This window comes from Vreelandella andesensis, assembly GCF_003989795.1.
GTDB classification, from domain to species: Bacteria; Pseudomonadota; Gammaproteobacteria; order Pseudomonadales; family Halomonadaceae; genus Vreelandella; species Vreelandella andesensis.
This window is the reverse complement of the sequence record NZ_RZHG01000007.1, coordinates 205054-223531: the sequence shown is the minus strand read 5'-3', so window position 1 is coordinate 223531 and position 18478 is coordinate 205054. Positions and strand designations below refer to the sequence as shown.

The 18478-nt window shown below is 52.5% G+C and carries 15 protein-coding genes; 7 read left to right on the top strand and 8 right to left on the bottom strand.

Going from position 1 to position 18478, the window contains the following annotated elements:
• Positions 1–21: 21 nt before the first annotated feature.
• Positions 22–603: a hypothetical protein gene (locus tag ELY33_RS03555; RefSeq protein ID WP_126944046.1), complete on the bottom strand. Its 582-nt coding sequence runs from the start codon at positions 601–603 to the stop codon at positions 22–24.
• 530 nt (positions 604–1133) lie between these two features.
• On the opposite strand from ELY33_RS03555, the gene dusA reads away from it, so the two are divergent.
• Positions 1134–2168 (top strand): tRNA dihydrouridine(20/20a) synthase DusA, encoded by a 1035-nt coding sequence (dusA, locus tag ELY33_RS03550; protein WP_126944043.1) that lies wholly within the window; start codon positions 1134–1136, stop codon positions 2166–2168.
• On the opposite strand, the gene ELY33_RS03545 is transcribed toward dusA, so the two are convergent.
• Positions 2165–3196: a succinylglutamate desuccinylase/aspartoacylase family protein gene (locus tag ELY33_RS03545; protein WP_126944040.1), complete on the bottom strand. Its 1032-nt coding sequence runs from the start codon at positions 3194–3196 to the stop codon at positions 2165–2167. The two genes, dusA and ELY33_RS03545, sit on opposite strands and share 4 nt — an antisense overlap.
• 208 nt (positions 3197–3404) lie before the next feature.
• Between ELY33_RS03545 and ELY33_RS03540 the strand changes: the two genes are divergently transcribed.
• Both ELY33_RS03540 and ELY33_RS03535 read left to right on the top strand, forming a co-directional pair.
• The gene (locus ELY33_RS03540) at positions 3405–4016 is read left to right on the top strand and encodes a TetR family transcriptional regulator (RefSeq protein ID WP_126944037.1); all 612 of its coding nucleotides are present in this window, start codon (positions 3405–3407) and stop codon (positions 4014–4016) included.
• Positions 4017–4076: 60 nt separating this feature from the next.
• A complete protein-coding gene (locus tag ELY33_RS03535) occupies positions 4077–5009 on the top strand; it encodes an alpha/beta fold hydrolase (protein ID WP_126944034.1) in 933 nt (310 codons plus the stop codon).
• 129 nt (positions 5010–5138) lie between these two features.
• Here ELY33_RS03535 and ELY33_RS03530 read toward each other — a convergent pair whose 3' ends face one another.
• The 5 genes from ELY33_RS03530 to ELY33_RS03510 all read right to left on the bottom strand — a co-directional run bounded on the left by ELY33_RS03530 (position 5139) and on the right by ELY33_RS03510 (position 14439).
• Positions 5139–7157 carry an oleate hydratase gene (locus tag ELY33_RS03530; protein WP_126944031.1) on the bottom strand — a complete coding sequence of 673 codons (2019 nt, stop codon included), beginning with the start codon at positions 7155–7157 and terminating at the stop codon, positions 5139–5141.
• A gap of 208 nt (positions 7158–7365) precedes the next feature.
• Positions 7366–10557, bottom strand: coding sequence for an efflux RND transporter permease subunit (locus ELY33_RS03525; protein ID WP_126944028.1), 3192 nt, complete (start codon positions 10555–10557; stop codon positions 7366–7368).
• A complete protein-coding gene (locus tag ELY33_RS03520) occupies positions 10557–11825 on the bottom strand; it encodes an efflux RND transporter periplasmic adaptor subunit (RefSeq protein WP_126944025.1) in 1269 nt (422 codons plus the stop codon). The genes ELY33_RS03525 and ELY33_RS03520 overlap by 1 nt, the downstream gene beginning before the upstream one ends.
• A gap of 91 nt (positions 11826–11916) precedes the next feature.
• The gene (locus ELY33_RS03515) at positions 11917–13389 is read right to left on the bottom strand and encodes a TolC family outer membrane protein (protein WP_126944022.1); all 1473 of its coding nucleotides are present in this window, start codon (positions 13387–13389) and stop codon (positions 11917–11919) included.
• Positions 13390–13593: 204 nt separating this feature from the next.
• A complete protein-coding gene (locus ELY33_RS03510) occupies positions 13594–14439 on the bottom strand; it encodes a fructosamine kinase family protein (protein ID WP_126944019.1) in 846 nt (281 codons plus the stop codon).
• Positions 14440–14585: 146 nt separating this feature from the next.
• Here ELY33_RS03510 and ELY33_RS03505 point away from each other — a divergent pair, with 146 nt between their 5' ends.
• Entirely contained in the window at positions 14586–14897 is a 312-nt protein-coding gene (locus tag ELY33_RS03505; protein ID WP_126944016.1) for a YqfO family protein, read from the top strand.
• Between the two features lie 51 nt (positions 14898–14948).
• Here the strand turns inward: ELY33_RS03505 and ELY33_RS03500 are convergent, their stop codons facing one another.
• Positions 14949–15506 carry an NUDIX hydrolase gene (locus ELY33_RS03500; protein ID WP_126944013.1) on the bottom strand — a complete coding sequence of 186 codons (558 nt, stop codon included), beginning with the start codon at positions 15504–15506 and terminating at the stop codon, positions 14949–14951.
• A 94-nt stretch (positions 15507–15600) separates the two neighbouring features.
• On the opposite strand from ELY33_RS03500, the gene ELY33_RS03495 reads away from it, so the two are divergent.
• From ELY33_RS03495 to ELY33_RS03485, 3 genes are read left to right on the top strand one after another with little or no spacing between them, the layout of a single operon-like run.
• Positions 15601–16242 (top strand): CoA pyrophosphatase, encoded by a 642-nt coding sequence (locus ELY33_RS03495; RefSeq protein ID WP_126944010.1) that lies wholly within the window; start codon positions 15601–15603, stop codon positions 16240–16242.
• The gene (locus ELY33_RS03490) at positions 16239–16922 is read left to right on the top strand and encodes a 2OG-Fe(II) oxygenase (RefSeq protein WP_126944007.1); all 684 of its coding nucleotides are present in this window, start codon (positions 16239–16241) and stop codon (positions 16920–16922) included. The genes ELY33_RS03495 and ELY33_RS03490 overlap by 4 nt, the downstream gene beginning before the upstream one ends.
• Positions 16923–16928: 6 nt before the next feature.
• On the top strand, positions 16929–18458 hold the full coding sequence (locus ELY33_RS03485) for a PAS domain-containing sensor histidine kinase (RefSeq protein ID WP_126944004.1): 1530 nt from the start codon (positions 16929–16931) through the stop codon (positions 18456–18458).
• The last annotated feature ends 20 nt before the right edge of the window (positions 18459–18478 follow it).

Here is an 18478-nt window from a genome sequence, read left to right as displayed (position 1 = left end):
GCACCTTTATCTCCCCACGTCCTACATTTCTTCAACCACGTCCACTTGGTCGCGCGTACGTCTTGGTTCACTGCCCACCAAGAAACTGCGCGAGTAAGTGGCAACCTGCCCTAGACCATGGCGAGTCTGGCTTACCAGCTCGCCAGCTAGGTATTCCCCTTCACTGCCGATGCGTGCTTGAACTGCGACTGGCTGCACTGAAGCTTCTGATAGCTGAACGCTCACAATGTACCTTCCATCTGGTAAGCCACTGCCAGAACCAAGAGGGCCAGCATTAAATTTTCCTTGCGAAACACTCGTGCGCTCCTGCCAGCGAACGCGGCTTATTTCACGCTCAATAGTTACCTGAATAAGAGCGCCATCTGGCAGGTTGGTTTCGCCTTCCACCATTAAACGACGATCAGAGCGCAAAGAAGCCATTGTCGAAATGGTCACAATGAGAGGGTCAACCGCCTCTTTGGGTTCAGCACTTTTTTGCGGGCTAGGTGTTTCGACGACCGCCTCAGGCGGCACAGAGGTCGGCTCCTCCTCCTGGCCGCCACAGCCAGTCAGCAGCAACACGCTCGCTAACACTAAACTGATACCACCTAGTGTCTTATGCATAGAGACTCCTCAACAACGTACAATCAGCTTACCACTGCCTAGCCCTCATCACATTGAATTAGACCGCTAAAAAAGCAAAGCGCTGCAAGGCTTACAATACTTATACAAAAACTAATCACAAATAGCACGACCCAGCACTTCCCTCTCCCGCATTTCGTCACCAATCTAGCTAAAATAGTACGGTTAACAGCATCGTTGCAGAAGGTGGATAGCAGCGCACTGATCATGGAACTAAAGAAGAGTAACTAGGAACTGATCAGAGTTAACATCGACCATCATCACATCGTTGTGACCCGCTATTCGGCACAAAACTCACTCCGTTTTTTTGCATGTCGCCATGGCTGAATTGGCTAGAGCACGCAAAGGGGCATAATTTATGCCTTGAACTTCTATCGTAGGTTAGCTCGGGCTGCCGATAATGTGCTTTGTACTCACCCCCGCTTTTTGCGTACAATCGCTCGCCGACGACTCCCCCGCTGCTAAGCAATTACGACAGGCTCATACCGCATTGAATGATGCAAGTGATTGATATGACCAAAGCAAGCCAAGCAGATGCAGCCCGCCTGTTTTCTGTGGCCCCCATGATGGATTGGACAACCCGAGATTACCGCGCGTTTGCACGCACGTTAACCAAGCGGACATTGCTGTATACCGAGATGGTGACCACCGGTGCCATTTTGCATGGGACACCCCGTGAGCGCTTTTTAGGCTATAGCGATGTTGAGCATCCGATTGCGTTGCAGTTGGGTGGCAGCGATGCGGGGGAGCTGGCCGAGTGCGCGGCTATTGCCGAGGCGTGGGGTTACGACGAGGTCAACCTGAATGTTGGCTGCCCTAGCGACCGGGTGCAAAACAATATGATTGGCGCTTGTTTGATGGGCTACCCCGAAAAAGTGGCAGCGGCAGTGAAAGCAATGCAGGCGACGGTGTCGATTCCGGTCACGGTGAAATGCCGCATTGGAATTGACGATCAGGATGAAGACGCTGACTTAGCACGGTTTATTGAGATCGTGGCAGATGCGGGTTGCAATGTTTTTACCGTTCATGCGCGCAAGGCGTGGCTGCAAGGGCTATCGCCTAAGCAGAACCGTGATGTGCCGCCCCTCAACTACCCCCGCGTGCATCGCCTAAAGCAAAGCCATCCAGAGCTACATATTGGCATTAATGGGGGTATCAAAACACTCGCCGAGTGCAACGCACACCTTGCGCACGTTGATAGCGTGATGGTGGGCCGCGAGGCGTATCAAAACCCTTGGCTACTCGCCGGGGTTGATGAGCAGCTATTTGGTGAAACAGGGCCTGCACGCACGCGCCTAGAAGCAGCTAACGCATTTCGCCCTTACATTCAGCAGCGGCTAGATGAAGGGGCCAAGCTGAACCACATTACCCGTCATTTGCTGGGCTTATTTCAGGGCTGCCCTGGCGGCAGGCGTTTTCGTCGTCATCTCTCTGAGCACGCGCATAAAGAGGACGCTGGGCTACGCCTTTTCGATGAAGCGCTTAGCCTTGTACGTGAGCCTGAAATGAATGGGCAAGCAGCGCCTGCCCTGTTATCAGCAGATTAATACATAGCATCTGGCTGCGGTGTCAGGCTTGATTGAAAGTTTTCAATCGCCGTTTCAGCTTCTTCAATTTCATCAAAACGGGCAATGTGATAAAGCGCTTCGCCTTCGTTCGCCAGTGGCAGGCGACTCATACCAATAACAATACCGTCAGCCATAGAGAGTACTTCACCTTCATCATTACCGAAGGGGTCTGCCACTTTACCGAGCACTTCGCCTTTTGCTACACGAGCACCTAAGCGCACCTTGGGTCGTAAGATACCGTCGATAGGTGCTCTCGCCCAGCTAGAGCCATTGGCAAGTTCTGCGGGCATCGCCGAGCGGCGGCGCTGCTCCCCCGCCAGCATGCCTAAGCGGCGCATTACCCGCAAAACACCACGCACGCCGGGTGCAATGGCCCACTCATCAAAACGTAGCGCTTCGCCGGCTTCATAGGTAAGCACAGGAATACCACGATTTTGAGCATAGTGGCGCAGGCTACCTTCACGCAGCTCTGCATTGAGTACAACGGGTGCGCCAAACGCATCAGCCATGCGCTCGGTTTCGCTGCCTGGCTGTAACTGAGCACGAATCTGCGGAAGATTAGTGCGATGAATAGCACCGGTATGCAGATCGATAATGTGGGTGGCGTGATCGACAATTTCATCGCGGAACAGTGCCGCAATGCGCCCACCTAGCGAGCCCTTTTCACTGCCTGGAAAGCAGCGGTTCAAATCGCGGCGATCGGGTAAGTAGCGCGTTTGCTGCAAAAAGCCGAAGACATTCACCACAGGTACAGCGATTAGCGTACCGCGCAAACTATTGATTGCTTTAGAACGCAGCAGGCGGCGAACAATCTCTACTCCATTAATTTCATCGCCGTGGATACCACCACAAACGAGCATGATCGGGCCCTCTTTACGCCCATGCACAACTTCAACCGGAATATGCAGCTGGGTGTGGGTATATAGACGTGCCACGGGCACATCAATTTGTAAGCGTTGGCCAGGCATTATAGTGTGCCCTGCTAGAGTAAAAGGTGCTCGCGCCATGCTGAAAATCCTATAGCGTGCGTAATGACAGTTCCGTTTCGAAACGGCGTTTCCAAATGAATCTTATACGCTTTTTACCGATAAATAACGAATTTGTTAACCCACGCTATGGGCTAATGCAATTAACCATACAGTTTTGAATGTAAAAAGTGGTGCACATAAGATAAAATAAACAGTCACGTGTCGATTACTGAGGCTGCGTTTTTATATGGCAAGAAAAACCAAAGCGGAGGCTGCTGCAACTCGCGAAGCGCTGTTGGATGCCGCTGAAGAGGTGTTTTTCGCAAAAGGCGTAGCTCGCACATCGCTGGAGCAAATTGCGCGTCATGCTGACCTAACGCGTGGTGCCGTTTATTGGCATTTTAAAAATAAAGGCGATCTTTTTATGGCGTTGGTGGAGCGTGTGCGTATGCCCTTCCAGTCGCTGATGGAAGAGGTGAATAACGCTGACTCAACCGTCTCGCCCTTGGTTGCTATACAGCTTGCCTGCCATGCTGGCCTCAATCGCTTGGAACAGCCGTCACATCAACGCATTTTGTCAATTCTTCTGCATCGCTGTGAATTCTTTAGCGATATCAACCCGATTCAGATGCAAGATGAGATTGCAGACGAATGTTTCGATGAAATGCTGATAGTATTTCAACTGGCCCAGCAACAGCAGTTACTACGTGATGATTTAACACCTGAAGTAGCAACGCGCCTTGTGCAGGCTGCGCTGGGTGGCTTATTCCATGATTGGTTGCGAAATCCTGAGTCTTTTTCACTGCGCGAACGCGGCGGTGAGCTCATCGACACACTCATCAAGATGATGCAGCGCTAACTCTCTCGCTGCAATGCAGCAATACACCTACACTAAGTGGGGCCAGCATAGGACTACTTTATGGATGCATTAGAATTTGTTCGTATCCGCGAACTTGATATCGCTGTCCGCATTTGGAATCCCGATGCTCCCCGCACGCTGATTGCCTGGCATGGCCTTGCGCGCCACGGCGGTGATTTCGAAGCGTTGGCCCATCAGTTGGGCAGTGAATGGCGCATTCTTGCACCAGATACGCCCGGCCGCGGTCTTTCTAGCTGGTCACTATTTCCTGCCCACGATTATCTCTACAGCCACTACATGACGGTGGCGGTAGGTGTTCTAGATCATTTTCAATTAAAACAGGTCGATTGGCTGGGCACTTCTATGGGTGGGCTATTGGGCATGCTGCTTGCTTCCAACCCGGCGCATAAACACCGGATTTCCAGGCTTATCCTTAACGATGTTGGGCCTGAACTGAATAAAGAGGGTCTCACCGCGCTCTCCAGTTATTTCAGCCTAACCCACCGCTTTACAAGCTTTGCAGACCTGCAAAAAGAGTTAACACAACACTACGCAAGCTTCGGGATTACCAGTGATGCTGAGTGGCGAGCCCTGGCATTGGGTAGCGCACGCCGCCTTCCGGACGGTAGCTGGACTTATCACTTCGACCCCCGCATTGGCGAACAGTTTGTCCATGATACGCCGCGAGATACATGGGCTGATTGGGCAAACATCCGCTGCCCTGTGATGGTCATTCGCGGAGCCGAATCGACACTACTGGATGCCGCAACGCTGCCACGGATGAAAGAGGTACAGCCTGACTTGGTTACCTTCACCGCGCCAGACTGCGGCCACGCCCCAATGCTGAACAATGCTGATCAAGTAACACCCCTGCGGCAGTTCCTTAATGCCCCATTGATCACCTTCAGGCATAACAAACCAGTCAACACCGAGCCAACTTCTTTGCCAATTACGCAATGGTTCGTTAAGCAGTGGCGCCGCTTGTTTGGTTAGATAACACTTCCAAGTATTTCGCTAGCACTCGGCACCTACTGGGTTGCGGGCCGTTTCCCGCTTTGCAATGTAACCAAAATGTGTGTTGTTAACTTAACGCTCATCATTTGTTGCTCTAAAACTTAGCTATCAGTGCCGCCCGCGCAGCTTATCTCTTAACGCCTGGAACCGACCTTTGACGTCATCAAGGGTATAGTTTTCGCTCATCAAACCACGAAGAGCCTGAAGCTGATGCTCAAATAACCCATGATTATGAAGATCTTCAGGGACCTCTTCTCGGCCAAGCGGCAGGATATTTTCAAAGTAGGTTCCCCCCAAAACACGGCGTAAAACACCTTCACCCAAAAATGCCTCATCACTGTTCAGAGTGCGAGTAGCCCGTAACAAACGACGCACATCGTATTGGCCCGGATAAATGTCAGGCACTTGCTTCTTGAGCCCAAGCAGGCTGTAAACCCCAATACGGGCAGTTCTAACCGAGCTTTCCAGGGTAAACACAACGTCGTTATGTGTTTCCACAAACTGACCCATGCAGGCTAGGTTTGTACAGCCATCAGGAACTACGTTAGGGCGATCTCCTTTGGCTCTTGGCATAAATTGAGCGGTGATATACGGCATTAACGCGATACGGGTTTTGGTGGCAGCCAGTATGGCATCGAGCTGATCAATCAAGCCAAGGTGATAGCACATCTCGGTCAATACTTCTTTCCCGGTACACTCTGGCATTGGCTTTTTGACATAATCGCCAGGCTTGTCAATCAACAATGCGTACGTCCACAGCACAATCACATCGTCGGGCTGGTCAGGAAAATGCGGCTGGCGGTTACACGTGAAGCTCATCAGCCAGGAGGAGTCGGTAAAGGTAATAATCCCACCTGTGGCTGTGAACCCTGAATAGGGGTCGTTAACCGACAGCGCTTTAAGCTTATCCATCAGAGGCGAGGGCTTACAGGTTAATGTTACTGACTCCCAGGTTGAGCGAGGGACATCCCCGCAGAATTTTTCTGGCTTTCCGAAGCTATCGGATTTTTCTGCGAGATTCTTCCAGAGTTGCCAGCCTGACCCCATGCCAGCCTGACGTTTATCTTTCAACTGAGGGACGGTGTCATCATCCCCGTAGGCCGTGTCTTCCGTCATCGAGCCGGTGGTGATAAACACCAGATCGCGGGCTTCAATATTGACCGTTTTGCGGCCTTCAATGCCGCGGCACTGAAGGGCGGTAACGGTTTTGATGCCATCCTGGGTAGCTAACTCCAAGTTCTCGACAACCGTGTCGTACTGGATAGTCACGCCCTGGTCTTTCAACCAGCTCATCAGTGGCCGGACAAAACTGTCGTACTGGTTGTACTTCGGAAACACCAGCGACGTCATGTCGTTAAGCCCATCCATCAGGTGGAGAAAACGATGCATATACAGTTTCATTTCAAGCGCTGAATGCCAGTTCTGAAAGGCAAACATGGTGCGCCAGAAGGTATAGAAATTGGTCTCTAGGAATCCTTCACTAAACCACTGCTCTACGCTGACATCATCTAGATCCTCTTTGCGCGCTAGCAGTAGCTTGATGATTTCCAGCTGCTGGCGTTTGGTAAGGTTCATAGTAGAGAAGTCTTTAATCTGGCCCTGTTTTTCCAGAAGACGCGCTTTTGACCAGTTTTTGTCGGCGTCATTTACAATGCGGTACTCATCCAACACTGTGAATGGCGGCGGCAACTCCAGCGCCGGTATTTCCGAGAAGACGTCCCAGAAGTTCTGATAGGTCATCTCCATTTCCCGACCTCCTCGCACGATATATCCCTCTTCCGCGTTACCCGCGCCATCTAGCGAGCCACCCTCTATGCCCTGCTCTTCAAGGAAGGTGATATTACCTGCGGGCATGTGCCCGTCACGAATCAGGAAGAAGGCAGCAGACAACCCTGCAATACCGCCGCCAACGATCCAGGCACGACGCTCCTCAATACCCTTAGACGGAAGTGGACGGTTATTGGTATAGCTTCCGTGCAGATCTGCAGGTGGAAATAGCGTGTCGACACCGTTGTGCAAGCGCCTTGAGGAGGCGTCTGGTGCGATATCGAGAGGCTGCTTCTCAAGTGCATCAATATGGACTTTTAACTTTGAACCTAATGCATCTGAGGCGTTAGAGTCGCTCATTGATAGATATCCTTTTCTGGGTAATCTCTATCAATCAAGTGTAGTTTAAAAAACTCAGCAAACGCTCAAAGCCATCAATGATTAACATAGAAAAGCGCTTAACTACCCGAATTTATTACAATAATTGGCAGTAACAGGGATAACGCGCTGCAAAAAAAGCGGGCACCATGAAAAAACATGATGCCCGCTAGCAGGTCGCCATACAGCGTTACGGTTGGTCGTTACCTAGCGCTGCCTGCTTACTGCTACTATCACGGTCAGGGTGGCGTTTGCGATACAGCCAATCGGACACCGTAGCAATCATGGCGTAGAAGCTTGGAATAAACAGGCTTCCTAGCACGGCCACAGACGCCATACCGACCGCGACGGTGGTACCTATGTGGTGACTGCTCACATCGCTCGCGCCAGAGGCCAGAGCCAACGGTAAGGTGCCAAAAATAAAGGCCAGTGACGTCATAACGATAGGACGGAAGCGAAGCTCTGCGGCAGTAACCGCTGCTTCACGAATCGATTTACCCTGCTCTTTACGCTGCATCTCAGCAAACTCAACGATCAGGATCGCGTTCTTAGCGGCTAAGCCCACGACCACCAGCATGCCGATTTGAACATAAACACTGGTATCCAGGCCGCGCAGCACAATGCCACTAATTCCCCCTAGGAAAGCGAACGGCGTAGCGGTCAGAACCGCCAGCGGTAGCGACCAACTTTCATACTGCGCCGCCAGAATCAGGAATACCATCAACATACCGAAAACGATGGCAAGCGTGGCGGTATTACCCAGGTTGGATTCTTGATACGCGGTACCTGTCCACCCCATCCCCCAGTTTCTACCTAACGTTTCCTGAACCACTTCTTCCATGGCTTCGATCGCCTGGGCAGAGCTGTAACCTGGCGCGGGGTTGCCCTGGAACTGAGCCCCCGCATAAACACCGAAACGAGAGACCACAGAGGGGCCCGTTTGGCGTTCAAGCGTCACAAACTCAGAAAGAGGAATACGCTCGCCATTGCCACCGCGAACATAAACGCTACTGACATCATCCGGTGTTTTACGGAATTCATCTTCATTCTGTAAATAGACCTGGAAGTTGCGGTTTTGGTAACTGAAGAAGTTAACAAAACCATTACCAAAGGTATTGGCTAGCGCCGAGTTGATATTCTCAAGCGCAACGCCATAGCTGAGCGCTTTTTGCTGATCTATATCCGCACGGTAAGAAGGCACGTTGACATTAAACGTGGTGAACACGCGGCTCAGTGCCGGATGCTGATTAGCTGCCTGCATAATTTGCAAAGACGCTTGATAAAGCTCACGTGTGGAAGCGCCCTCAAACGATTGCAGGTAACCGGTGAAGCCCCCCGTTGTCGAGAGCCCCATTATCGGCGGCACGTTAAACGCCATCGCCGACCCACCGTCAATGCTCGCGCCCAGCTGCATAATGCGGCCTACCAACTCATTTGCCGTCAGCTCTCGCTCAGCCCAGGTTTTCATGTTGATAAACATGATCCCTCGCGCGGTATTAACCGCACTCGAAAGAATGTCATAACCCGCGACCGCTGAAGAGTACTCAACGCCAGGAATGTCTTCGATCTGTGAACTAAGCTCGGCCATATAAGCTTGCGTTCGGCTAAGCGACGCGGCATCCGGCAGGGAAACGCTGACCAGTACGATACCTTGGTCAGTTTCGGGCACTAGCGTGGAAGGCGTATTCATATAGAGCCAGTAAGCGCCAGCCCCAACCGCCACGGTAAGCGCAAGCGCTAACACCCAGAAGCGCACCAATTTTTTCACGAACCACATATAAACGGCAGTAAAGCCGTCGAAGAAGCGGTCAAACAAACGCAGCGGCATGGTAATTGCCCGCCGAAATGCGGACTGTTTCGTTTTATGCAGGTTATGCTTGATGAAAATAGCCGACAGCGCGGGAGTAAACGTCAGTGCCATTAACGCGGACAGCGCCACCGATATCGCCACGGTAATCGCAAACTGCTGATAAATTTGCCCGGTGAAGCCACCCAAGAATGCTACCGGCACGAACACCGCCGCCATAATAAGCGATGTCGCAATCACCGGACCACCGACCTCTTTCATCGCGCGAATCGTCGCATCACGCACCGAAATATCATCTTCTTCGCTCAGTACCCGCTCGACGTTCTCGACCACTAGAATCGCATCGTCCACCACTATCCCTATCGACAGCACCAGGGCAAACAGCGTTAGCAGATTGATTGAGAAACCAAACAAGTAGAAGCCCGCAAAAGTGCCGATCACCGATACCGGCACAACCGACATCGCAATGACTGTAAAGCGCCAGTTCTGCAAGAAGATAAACAGAATAACAATAACGATCAGGAACGCTTCAATGAAGGTCTTGAGTACAGTTTCTACGGAGGCATCAATAAACAGCGTGGTGTCGTAAGGCGTTACATACTCAAGTCCTGGCGGGAAACGCCCGGCAAGCTCTTCCATGGTGGTGCGTACCGCATCTGCGGTTTCCAAGGCGTTGGCACCAGGCTGCTGGTTAATAATAATAGGCGTCATGGTGGCGCCATTTAAGCGGGCATCTACACCATAAAATGAAGCGCCTAACTCAATACGCGCCACATCTTCTAGACGCAGCGAAGAGCCATCCGGATTCGTCCGCAAGAAGATAGTGCGGAAGTCATCAGTACCCGATAGACGCCCACCGGCGGTAATTGTATAAGTATAAGCGCGCGGCTCACTTTGTGGCGTTGCCGCTAAGTTACCCGCAGGAATTTCGGTGTTCTGCGCCCGAATAGCGCGAGCCACTTCACTTGGCGTAAGGTTGTACTGAGCCAGCTTATCGGGGTCCATCCATACCCGCATCGCAAACTCACCGCCGCCTAACACTTCGGCATTACCTACACCGGGCACTTGGCGTAGCTCATCCAGGACATTAAGCGTGGCGTAGTTCTGCATATAAATCTTGTTGTAATCACCACTGGGTGACGTCAAAGCAACAAGCATCAATATAGAGTCAGAGCGTAATTCGACCGCCACCCCTTGAGACTGAACCGCCTCGGGTAGTTGCGAAAGCGCCCCCTGCACGCGGTTATTCACATTGATGGTATTGATATCGCCATCCGTGCCGATATTGAAAGCCACGCTGAGGCTCATGGTGCCGTTATCGGCGCTGTTTGAGGTCATGTACAGCATGTCCTCGACACCATTAATAGCCTCAGCAAGCGGTGCTGCTACCGTCTGCGCAACCGTTTCAGCATCTGCGCCAGGGAACTGAGCTTGCACCGACACCGTGGGAGGCACAACGCTGGGATACTGCTCAATTGGCAGTATCCGCATCGCCATCGCACCTACCAGCGTCAAGATAATCGCCAAAACAGTGGCGAAAATCGGTCGGCTAATAAAGAAGTTGGAAAAGTTCATTATTGCGCGCCCTCTTCCCCTTCAGCGGGCTGTGCCTCAGCCGCTCCTTCCTGCATGGCTTCGGCCTGCTCGGCTTGTTGCTGCGCTTCTTCTTGCTCAGCTTCTTCCACTAGCTCGCCAGCATCGCCTCGGAACGGTTGAGGGTCGATGGCCCTACCTGGCTCCAGACCCGCAGGGTCGCCGACAATGACGCGCTCGCCAGCGTTAAGGCCATCACGAATAATTTGCCATGGGCCAGCCACTTCACCGAGCTGAATCGTGCGCTCGCGGGCTTTATTGTCATCATCAACAATAAACACCTGCGGCCCCATTAACCCCTGTGTCACCGCTATCTCTGGCACAGCCAGTACATCGAAGCGTTTCAAGCCTTCAAGACGAACCCGTACAAACTGACCAGGCAATACCGCGCCATCTGGGTTTGCGAACGTTGCCGATGCTTGCACCGTGCTTGTGCCGGAATCTACACGTGAACCAAGGAAGTTCAGGCTGCCTACCAAATCAGCGTTATCGTCGCCATATTGTCCTGGCACGCTCAAATGTGCAGTGATGTCTGATGCGCTGCCGCCTTCGCCTAACTGGCGACGCAGCTCAAAGGCGTCACGCTGGGGTAGTTGAAAACGTACTTCAAGGGGATCAAGCGGCGTGATAGTGGCCAACTCAGTCCCAGGGGTTACCAAATTACCGACGTTTATCTGGCTCAAGCTGATCATCCCAGACACAGGGGCGGTGACGTTTGAGTAGCCTAAATCAAGATTAGCGCTGGTTAAGGCGGCTTCTGCCTGGGCAACACTTGCTTGGGCCACGCGCTGGTCAGCCAGTGCTTGGTCATACTGCTGGCGGCTCACTGAGTTTTGGCTCAGCAACTGTTCAAAACGCTGCGCATCGCGCTGGGCACGGGACAACTCAGCACGTGCACTTTGCAGGTCGGCCTCACGTTGATTAACCGTTGCCTGATAGAGGTCAGGTTCAATGGTATAGAGACGATCTCCCTGCGCTACCAGCTGGCCTGGCTCAAAATGGCGCTCTTCGAGAAACCCGTTTACACGCGCTACCAGCGTGACTTCACTATCGCTGCGCAGCAGGGATGGATAGGATTTATTAAGCGGAATATCCTGTCGCGCCATTTCGGTTACTTCTACTGCATAAGGCGGCGCTTCCTGCTGCCTTGCCTGCTGTTCTTTAGGCTGCTTCTGACCGCATGCGGCTAGCGCCAATGCCGCTATCAGCGTCACTAGACTCGCTCGACCTGAGTGAATCGTTTTCTTCATACGTCGGTTTCCCATTAATCTTTTCAACATTGACGGATAGCAGCACAGCACTTGATTGGTTTAGCGTGTTAGAAAACCAACGTCTCTTAACTTACGCACCCGGCGAGGGGGGAGCGCCTATCTCCATCGCCCGCTGGTAAGCGTCAGGTTCGCCGCTTTCTGGAAGCGTGAAGTTCACCTCATCGCCCGTTAGCCACGCATTAACGTCTTCAATCGCTGCAACGTCTAGCAAACCGGCCTGTTGACGCAGTGACAGCAGATTCACTACGTAGTCATAACGCGCTTCAGCATAGTTGGCGATGGCGTTATAAAGGTTTTGTTCAGCGTTCAACACATCAACAATATTGCGCGTACCTACTTCGTAACCCGCGCGGGTGGCTTCCAAAGCGCTACGGTTAGAGACAATGGCTTGTTGACGAGCCTCAACGGTATCGACGTTGTTGCTGACCTGCGTATAGAGAGAACGCACCTGTTGGATGGTGGTACGGCGCTGAGACTCGAAATCGTATTGGCTGCTTTCTAGCTGAAAAGTACCCTGACGAATACGCGCACTGGTGCTGCCGCCGGTATAAATAGGCACGTTTGCCGAGACGCCCACTTGACTCGACGTGTTGTAGCCACTCACCTGATCACTATCGCTATCCGAGTACCGGTAGTTAGCAAATGCCTGCACCGTTGGCATGTTTCCTGCTCGCGCAAGCTCCACACCTACGCGGGAAATCTCAATGCCCGCCTGCTGGGCCAATACCTGCGGATTACGCTCAATGGCTTGCTCTACCCAATAGTTACGATCCGTGGGCGTTGGCAAAGCAATCGGCATACTATCGCCCAACGCATCAATACTGGCGTAACGCTGCCCCGTCAGCTGTTCAAGCACCTCGAATGCCACCTGAAGATTACTTTCTGCTGCGATGCGATCAGCGCGAGATTGATCAAAGCTGGCCCGCGCTTCTTCTACCTCGGTGATCGCAATAAGGCCAACTTCAAACTGTTCCCGGGCTTGCTCAAGCTGGCGGCCAATCGCACGTTCTTGGGCTAAGCGCGCTTCGAGCACTTCATGAGCGCGCAAAATATCAAAATAGGCGCTAGCGACATCAATCAGCAACTGCTGCTCGGTGGCGGCCAATAGGTACACTTGTTGATCAATCTGACGTTCAGCCTGATTCACTTCCTGACGCGTAACGGCATTGAATAGTGTTTGGGTCGCTTCAAGCGTTAACGACACCGTGTTGAAACGATCGTCGCCCCCACCAGCCGCATTGATGTCGCCGCCGGCTCCAGCACCCTGCGCCCTAGAGGAGGACTGGCTTTCATACTGCTGGTTATGCGCGATGTTGCCGGAAGCATTTACCTGGGGTAACAGGGCGCTACTGGCCACATCACTTGCCGCTTCAACACTTGAAAATTCAGCGCGTGCCGACGCCAAAGCAGCGTTATTGCTGAGCGCGTCACGGGTGATGTTAATCAAATCTGCTGCGTGGGCAGGCAGTATGAAAGAAGATGTAAGCACTGCTAATAGCAGAGGACGAAAAGGGGCATTGACTGCCCAGTGTGCCAGTCGCATGGGATTGCCTCTAGGTGTCAACGAAGGGTCGCGAGTTTGGTAGCCATTCTGAGAGGGGCATTATAGTTACATTCATGTATGTATGCTAGACTTGAACTTAACTTAAATATATGAACAGCGTTAACTATTAATAGCCGCACTGTACAAAACTCTCTTTTACCTTAGTTCAAAGCCTTATGGACATGCCGTTTTTTAGCGGAAAAATTAATCCTGATAAGCTTCTAACGCTGCCACACAGCGCTCAACGGCACTGCGATAGCCCGAACCAAATAGCAGCAGATGATTAAGCAACGGGTAAAGCTGAAACAGCGCCTCACGTCTTGGCCAGTCGGCTGGCTTATCACCGTCCCAGTAGGCATCAAAAAAAGGCGCGCCTGGCGACCCAAATAGGGTCAGCATGGCCAAGTCAACGTCGGGATAATGTCGATAGACAGCAGGATCAATCAGCGCCGGGCCTTTTGACGTAGCCAGCACATTTCCCGACCACAGATCCCCATGAATAAGGCTGGCAGGCGCGTCTTTTAACCATGTTTCTAGTTGATCGGCTTGGCACTCAATGCGCCTACGCAAGGCAGCATCCAGCAGACCGTGCTGATAACAAGCTTGGCTGAGAGGCAGTAAACGCCGTTCACGTTGAAATACCCGTCCGTCTGCCAATGGGGAATTGGGCTGGGGCGTACGCCCGCAGGCATTGTCTTGATGCCAGCCATGGGTAGCACCTATCACACCATGCAGCTCACGCAGCCCTTCTCCCAAGGCAGCAAAATGGTGGGCATTTGCTGGTTTCGTATCAAGCGACTCTATCACCAGCCAGCCCATTGACTCCCCTAGTACCTCAGGTATTACCAGCGAAGTACCCGCCTCCTTAAGAGTGCGTAGCCCCTCTGCCTCTCCATGCAGTCGCGCTGAATCATCGTGCTTAATAACCACTTTTCCCTGGTGGGTAGCCAAGGCATAAACAGCTGCGCTGTCGCCGCCGCTAAGCGCCTGAAGACTGCCAGCCGGGGTCAATCCCAGCGTATCCAGCACGTCACGCAAATTGTCATCCATAGCACTCTCTCCACTTTGTCATCTTAAGTAGTCGTTACCCGCTTTAAACGTTACAAGTTGGTTCCACTGGTGAGCAATGCCACAGGTTAAGTTACTATTCCTACAGTAACGTTATCTTACTCGCGCTAACGTGGAGGCAGATTGAGATGTACAAGCTTGCTTTTTTTGTGCCCGTTGAAGATGCAGAGAGTGTTAAAGAAGCTGTATTTGAAACAGGCGCCGGCCGACTGGGTGATTATGAGGCCTGCTGCTTTCAAACCCACGGCACCGGTCAGTTCCGCCCGCTGGAAGGCGCGCAACCACATATTGGCCACGTAGGGTCACTTGAAGTCGTCGAAGAGGTTAAAGTCGAGCTCGTTTGTCAAGATGAGCATATACGGGCAGCGATTGCGGCACTAAAACTAGCCCACCCCTATGAAGAGGTGGCCTATGATGTTTGGCAACTGGCCGATCTGTAAGTCGGCGATGCACGGTACTCGTAGAGCGCTGTATGACTAGATGACTAGAACCTAGGCACTGCCAAAATAACGTTCCCTATCCTCAGGGGTAATCGAGCTAATGTGCAGTGGGTAGTGTGCATTTTTACGATCTTCATAAAAGTGCCGCAAGGTGCGTTCGATGGTAAGGAAAGCAAGTTCATCCCAAGGAATTTCATGCTCTTCGAACAGTGCTACTTCTAAACTTTCTGGACCTGCGCTAAAACCACCTAGAAGCTCAGCCCGAAAAATCATATACACTTGATTGATATGAGGCAGATCAATGAGCGTGTATAACCCCTCTAGTTTGACCTCTGCAAAGGCTTCCTCCCAGGTCTCGCGCGCGGCAGCCTGCTGAGTGGTTTCGGCGTTTTCCATATAGCCTGCAGGAAGTGTCCAATATCCTTTACGGGGGGAAATCGCCCGTTTGCACAGCAATATTTTATCGCCAACCACCGGCAGCGTACCTGCGACAATACGCGGATTTTGATAATGAATAACGCCACATGCATCGCATAAATAGCGCGAACGGTCATCGCCTTCAGGAACAGCAAAACGGACTTTTTCACCACACTGACTACAAAAATTCATCGCGTTTTCTCTACGTCTGATGGGTCAAGGCTTTGACGTACTTGACGCCAATAACCGCTGCTGAGTAAAAGAGAACAAAGCAAATGGAAGCCCTATGTTAGAGAAACTGCGCAAACAGCTGCAACAGCACTCTCCTCAACGACTAGACCACGTTGTGATGCCAGAGGCTGCCGTGCTAATGCCCATTGTTGAGCGTCCATCGCCCACACTACTGTTCACACGGCGGGCTAGCCATCTCACAACGCACAGTGGCCAAGTGGCGTTCCCCGGAGGCAAACGCGAGCCCTGTGATGCCGATCTCTATGCCACCGCACTTCGCGAGGCAGAAGAAGAGATTGCGCTAGCGCCCTCCTTTGTACAACCCTTGGGGAGGTTATCAGACGTTATTTCGCTGCATGGCATTCGAGTAACGCCGTGGGTCGGCATTATTCCACCAGATTTACCATTGGTAGCAGACCCTTCCGAATTAGACATTATTTTTGAAGTACCCCTCAGCCATTTTCTAGACGACAAGCGCACCCACACCGATGTAATAACGGTGGATGGCGTCGCTCATTATGTACCCAGCTATCATGTCGATGGCCACGTAATTTGGGGGCTTTCTGCCATGATGTTGGTGGAGCTGCTGGCTAAAGGATTTGGCATGGCTATTGATCTCCACCAGCGCCCGCCTGGAGCGTTACGTCACTATCCTGAACGACACAGCCGCTTGCCGACCAAGAGAACCATGAAATGATTGCCTATGCAGCGCCTAACTCTTCAGCAAATAGCCCGCTCGCGATTAACCCTATCGCCCATATTGCCCTGGTTGATGCGCTCGTTGAGCAAGGCTGGTACGTGGGTAACAACGTGATAGATCTTGCGCTTTGCCAAGCGTTACACCGTGAGCTGCACCATATGGCTGAACACCAAGCACTTGATGAGGCTGGCATTGGCCGTGGCAAAGAGCACCACCTTCGAAAAGACATTCGTGGCGATGCCATTCACTGGTTGGATAGGGAAAGCGAAGCCCAGCGCCGCTACCTTGACGCCATGGCAGAACTCCAACACTCCCTCAATCAGTCACTTTTCCTGGGGTTGTTCGAGTACGAGGCACACTTTGCCCACTATCCACCGGGCGCCTTCTATCAGCGCCACTTGGACAGTTTTCGAGGGCGAGCCAACCGGGTTATTTCAACCGTTGGTTACTTAAACCCTCAGTGGCCCACGGATGGCGGCGGAGAGATGATTATTTATCACCCCGACAGCCCTTCTCAGGAAGTCGCCCGCGTAGTGCCGGAAGCAGGCACCTTTGCCTGTTTTTTATCCGAAACCATTCCCCACGAGGTGCTGCCCACCCAGTATCCACGCGCCAGTATTGCCGGCTGGTTTAGGCGCAATGCCTCAATGGGTGGCGTGCTCGACCCGGCGAGCTAAATTGCTATGGATAACGAAGCCAAATTAATCGCCAGGATCAACGCGCTGGAAGCACAAAATGCGGCCCTGGCAGAAGAGAAGCGACATTATCAGTGGTTGGCCGAGAGCACCACTGATCTGATATCTCGCCACGCCCGCGACGGTACTTTTTTATATGCCTCCCAGGCGGCGCGAGATTTACTGGGGTACGAACCAGAAGCGCTGATCGGCGTATCAGCATATCAGCTGTTTCATCCTGCCGATTTAAGTGATCTGCTGAACAAATCACCCAGGGTCTACTATCACGACGGTTTTTATCAGCAAACGTATCGGTTTCGAGCGAAAGCAGGTCACTATATATGGTTTGAAACAACCAGCCGTACCCGCCGCGATGCGGCTACAGGCGAGCTAATTGATATTCTTTGTGTCTCTCGGGATGTGAGCCGCAGAGTCCATGCCGAAGCGACGAGAGAGCGCTTAGCGCAGGTGGTCGAATCCACCACCGACTACGTACTTTTTTTAGGGCCAAACCAGCAGATTTTTAGCGCCAATGAAGCGGCGCGGCGCTGCTTCTCACTCCCACGAGATACCATGCAAGTTGCCCTATCAGCACTTTACCAAGCGGACTCGCTAGCTCTGCTGGACCAGGTGGTCTTCCCTGCCGTTGAACGCTACGGCTCCTGGAGCGGCGAACTGGAAATGCGCAGCGCGAACGGCTCTACTCCCGTGCTTAGTGTTGTGCTTGCCCACCGCAGCCGAGGTGCTGAACCCGGGCACTTTGCATTGATTAATCGCGATATTAGCGTGCGTAAAACTGCCGAGGCCCAGGCGCGCAGGCACCAGGAACAAATTGCCCACGCCAACCGGTTAGCCGCCGCCGGAGAGCTTGCGTCTAATATTGCTCATGAACTTAATCAGCCTCTCGGCGCTATCGCTAACTACACTAGCGGCGCTCTTTTGAAAGCAAAGCACACGCCAAACTTACCCGCCAGCGAGCTACAGTTGCCACTGGCCCGCATCGATGAACAAGTACAGCGCCTTGCCCAGCGACTCCGTCATATGCGCAGCTTTGTGCGTAAACGCAGCCACTGCGTCAGGCCATTGATACTTGAACAGGTTGTTGCCGCGGCCTTTGAACTGTGTGACTGGCAGTATAAGCAGGCGTCTGTTCACCTAACCCAACAGTTGCCCCACGGGTTGCCACGTATTTATGCCGACCCTATTGCCCTTGAGCAAGTAATCGTTAACCTATTGCTCAATGCGCTAACCGCCAGCCGCGACACTCTTGGGGCCAACCAAGTCGTCGTATCCGCGCAAAAAAGCGGCAATCGGCAGCTTACCCTTAGCGTTGAAGACCAAGGCCCTGGTGTAGCACCAGCCCATCAAGACACTATTTTTGATGCCTTTTTCACCACGCGCGATGAAGGGCTGGGAATGGGGCTAGCGATTAGTCGTTCGCTAATGGAAAGCATGGGAGGAGCACTTACTCTGCGCTCTCAGCCAGGCACGAAAGGCACTTGCTTTGATATGACACTTCGCACAGAAACAAGCGCATGATCGCGCCATCAGTGCATCAC

Excerpts from the sequence above, each read along its gene's own strand:
- ELY33_RS03555 (WP_126944046.1), bottom strand. The coding sequence starts at position 603 with ATGCATAAGACACTAGGTGGTATCAGTTTAGTGTTAGCGAGCGTGTTG.
- ELY33_RS03505 (WP_126944016.1), top strand. The coding sequence starts at position 14,586 with ATGTACAAGCTTGCTTTTTTTGTGCCCGTTGAAGATGCAGAGAGTGTT.
- dusA (WP_126944043.1), top strand. The coding sequence starts at position 1,134 with ATGACCAAAGCAAGCCAAGCAGATGCAGCCCGCCTGTTTTCTGTGGCC.
- ELY33_RS03500 (WP_126944013.1), bottom strand. The coding sequence starts at position 15,506 with ATGAATTTTTGTAGTCAGTGTGGTGAAAAAGTCCGTTTTGCTGTTCCT.
- ELY33_RS03535 (WP_126944034.1), top strand. The coding sequence starts at position 4,077 with ATGGATGCATTAGAATTTGTTCGTATCCGCGAACTTGATATCGCTGTC.
- ELY33_RS03515 (WP_126944022.1), bottom strand. The coding sequence starts at position 13,389 with ATGCGACTGGCACACTGGGCAGTCAATGCCCCTTTTCGTCCTCTGCTA.
- ELY33_RS03545 (WP_126944040.1), bottom strand. The coding sequence starts at position 3,196 with ATGGCGCGAGCACCTTTTACTCTAGCAGGGCACACTATAATGCCTGGC.
- ELY33_RS03510 (WP_126944019.1), bottom strand. The coding sequence starts at position 14,439 with ATGGATGACAATTTGCGTGACGTGCTGGATACGCTGGGATTGACCCCG.
- ELY33_RS03525 (WP_126944028.1), bottom strand. The coding sequence starts at position 10,557 with ATGAACTTTTCCAACTTCTTTATTAGCCGACCGATTTTCGCCACTGTT.
- ELY33_RS03495 (WP_126944010.1), top strand. The coding sequence starts at position 15,601 with ATGTTAGAGAAACTGCGCAAACAGCTGCAACAGCACTCTCCTCAACGA.
- ELY33_RS03540 (WP_126944037.1), top strand. The coding sequence starts at position 3,405 with ATGGCAAGAAAAACCAAAGCGGAGGCTGCTGCAACTCGCGAAGCGCTG.
- ELY33_RS03530 (WP_126944031.1), bottom strand. The coding sequence starts at position 7,157 with ATGAGCGACTCTAACGCCTCAGATGCATTAGGTTCAAAGTTAAAAGTC.
- ELY33_RS03490 (WP_126944007.1), top strand. The coding sequence starts at position 16,239 with ATGATTGCCTATGCAGCGCCTAACTCTTCAGCAAATAGCCCGCTCGCG.
- ELY33_RS03520 (WP_126944025.1), bottom strand. The coding sequence starts at position 11,825 with ATGAAGAAAACGATTCACTCAGGTCGAGCGAGTCTAGTGACGCTGATA.
- ELY33_RS03485 (WP_126944004.1), top strand. The coding sequence starts at position 16,929 with ATGGATAACGAAGCCAAATTAATCGCCAGGATCAACGCGCTGGAAGCA.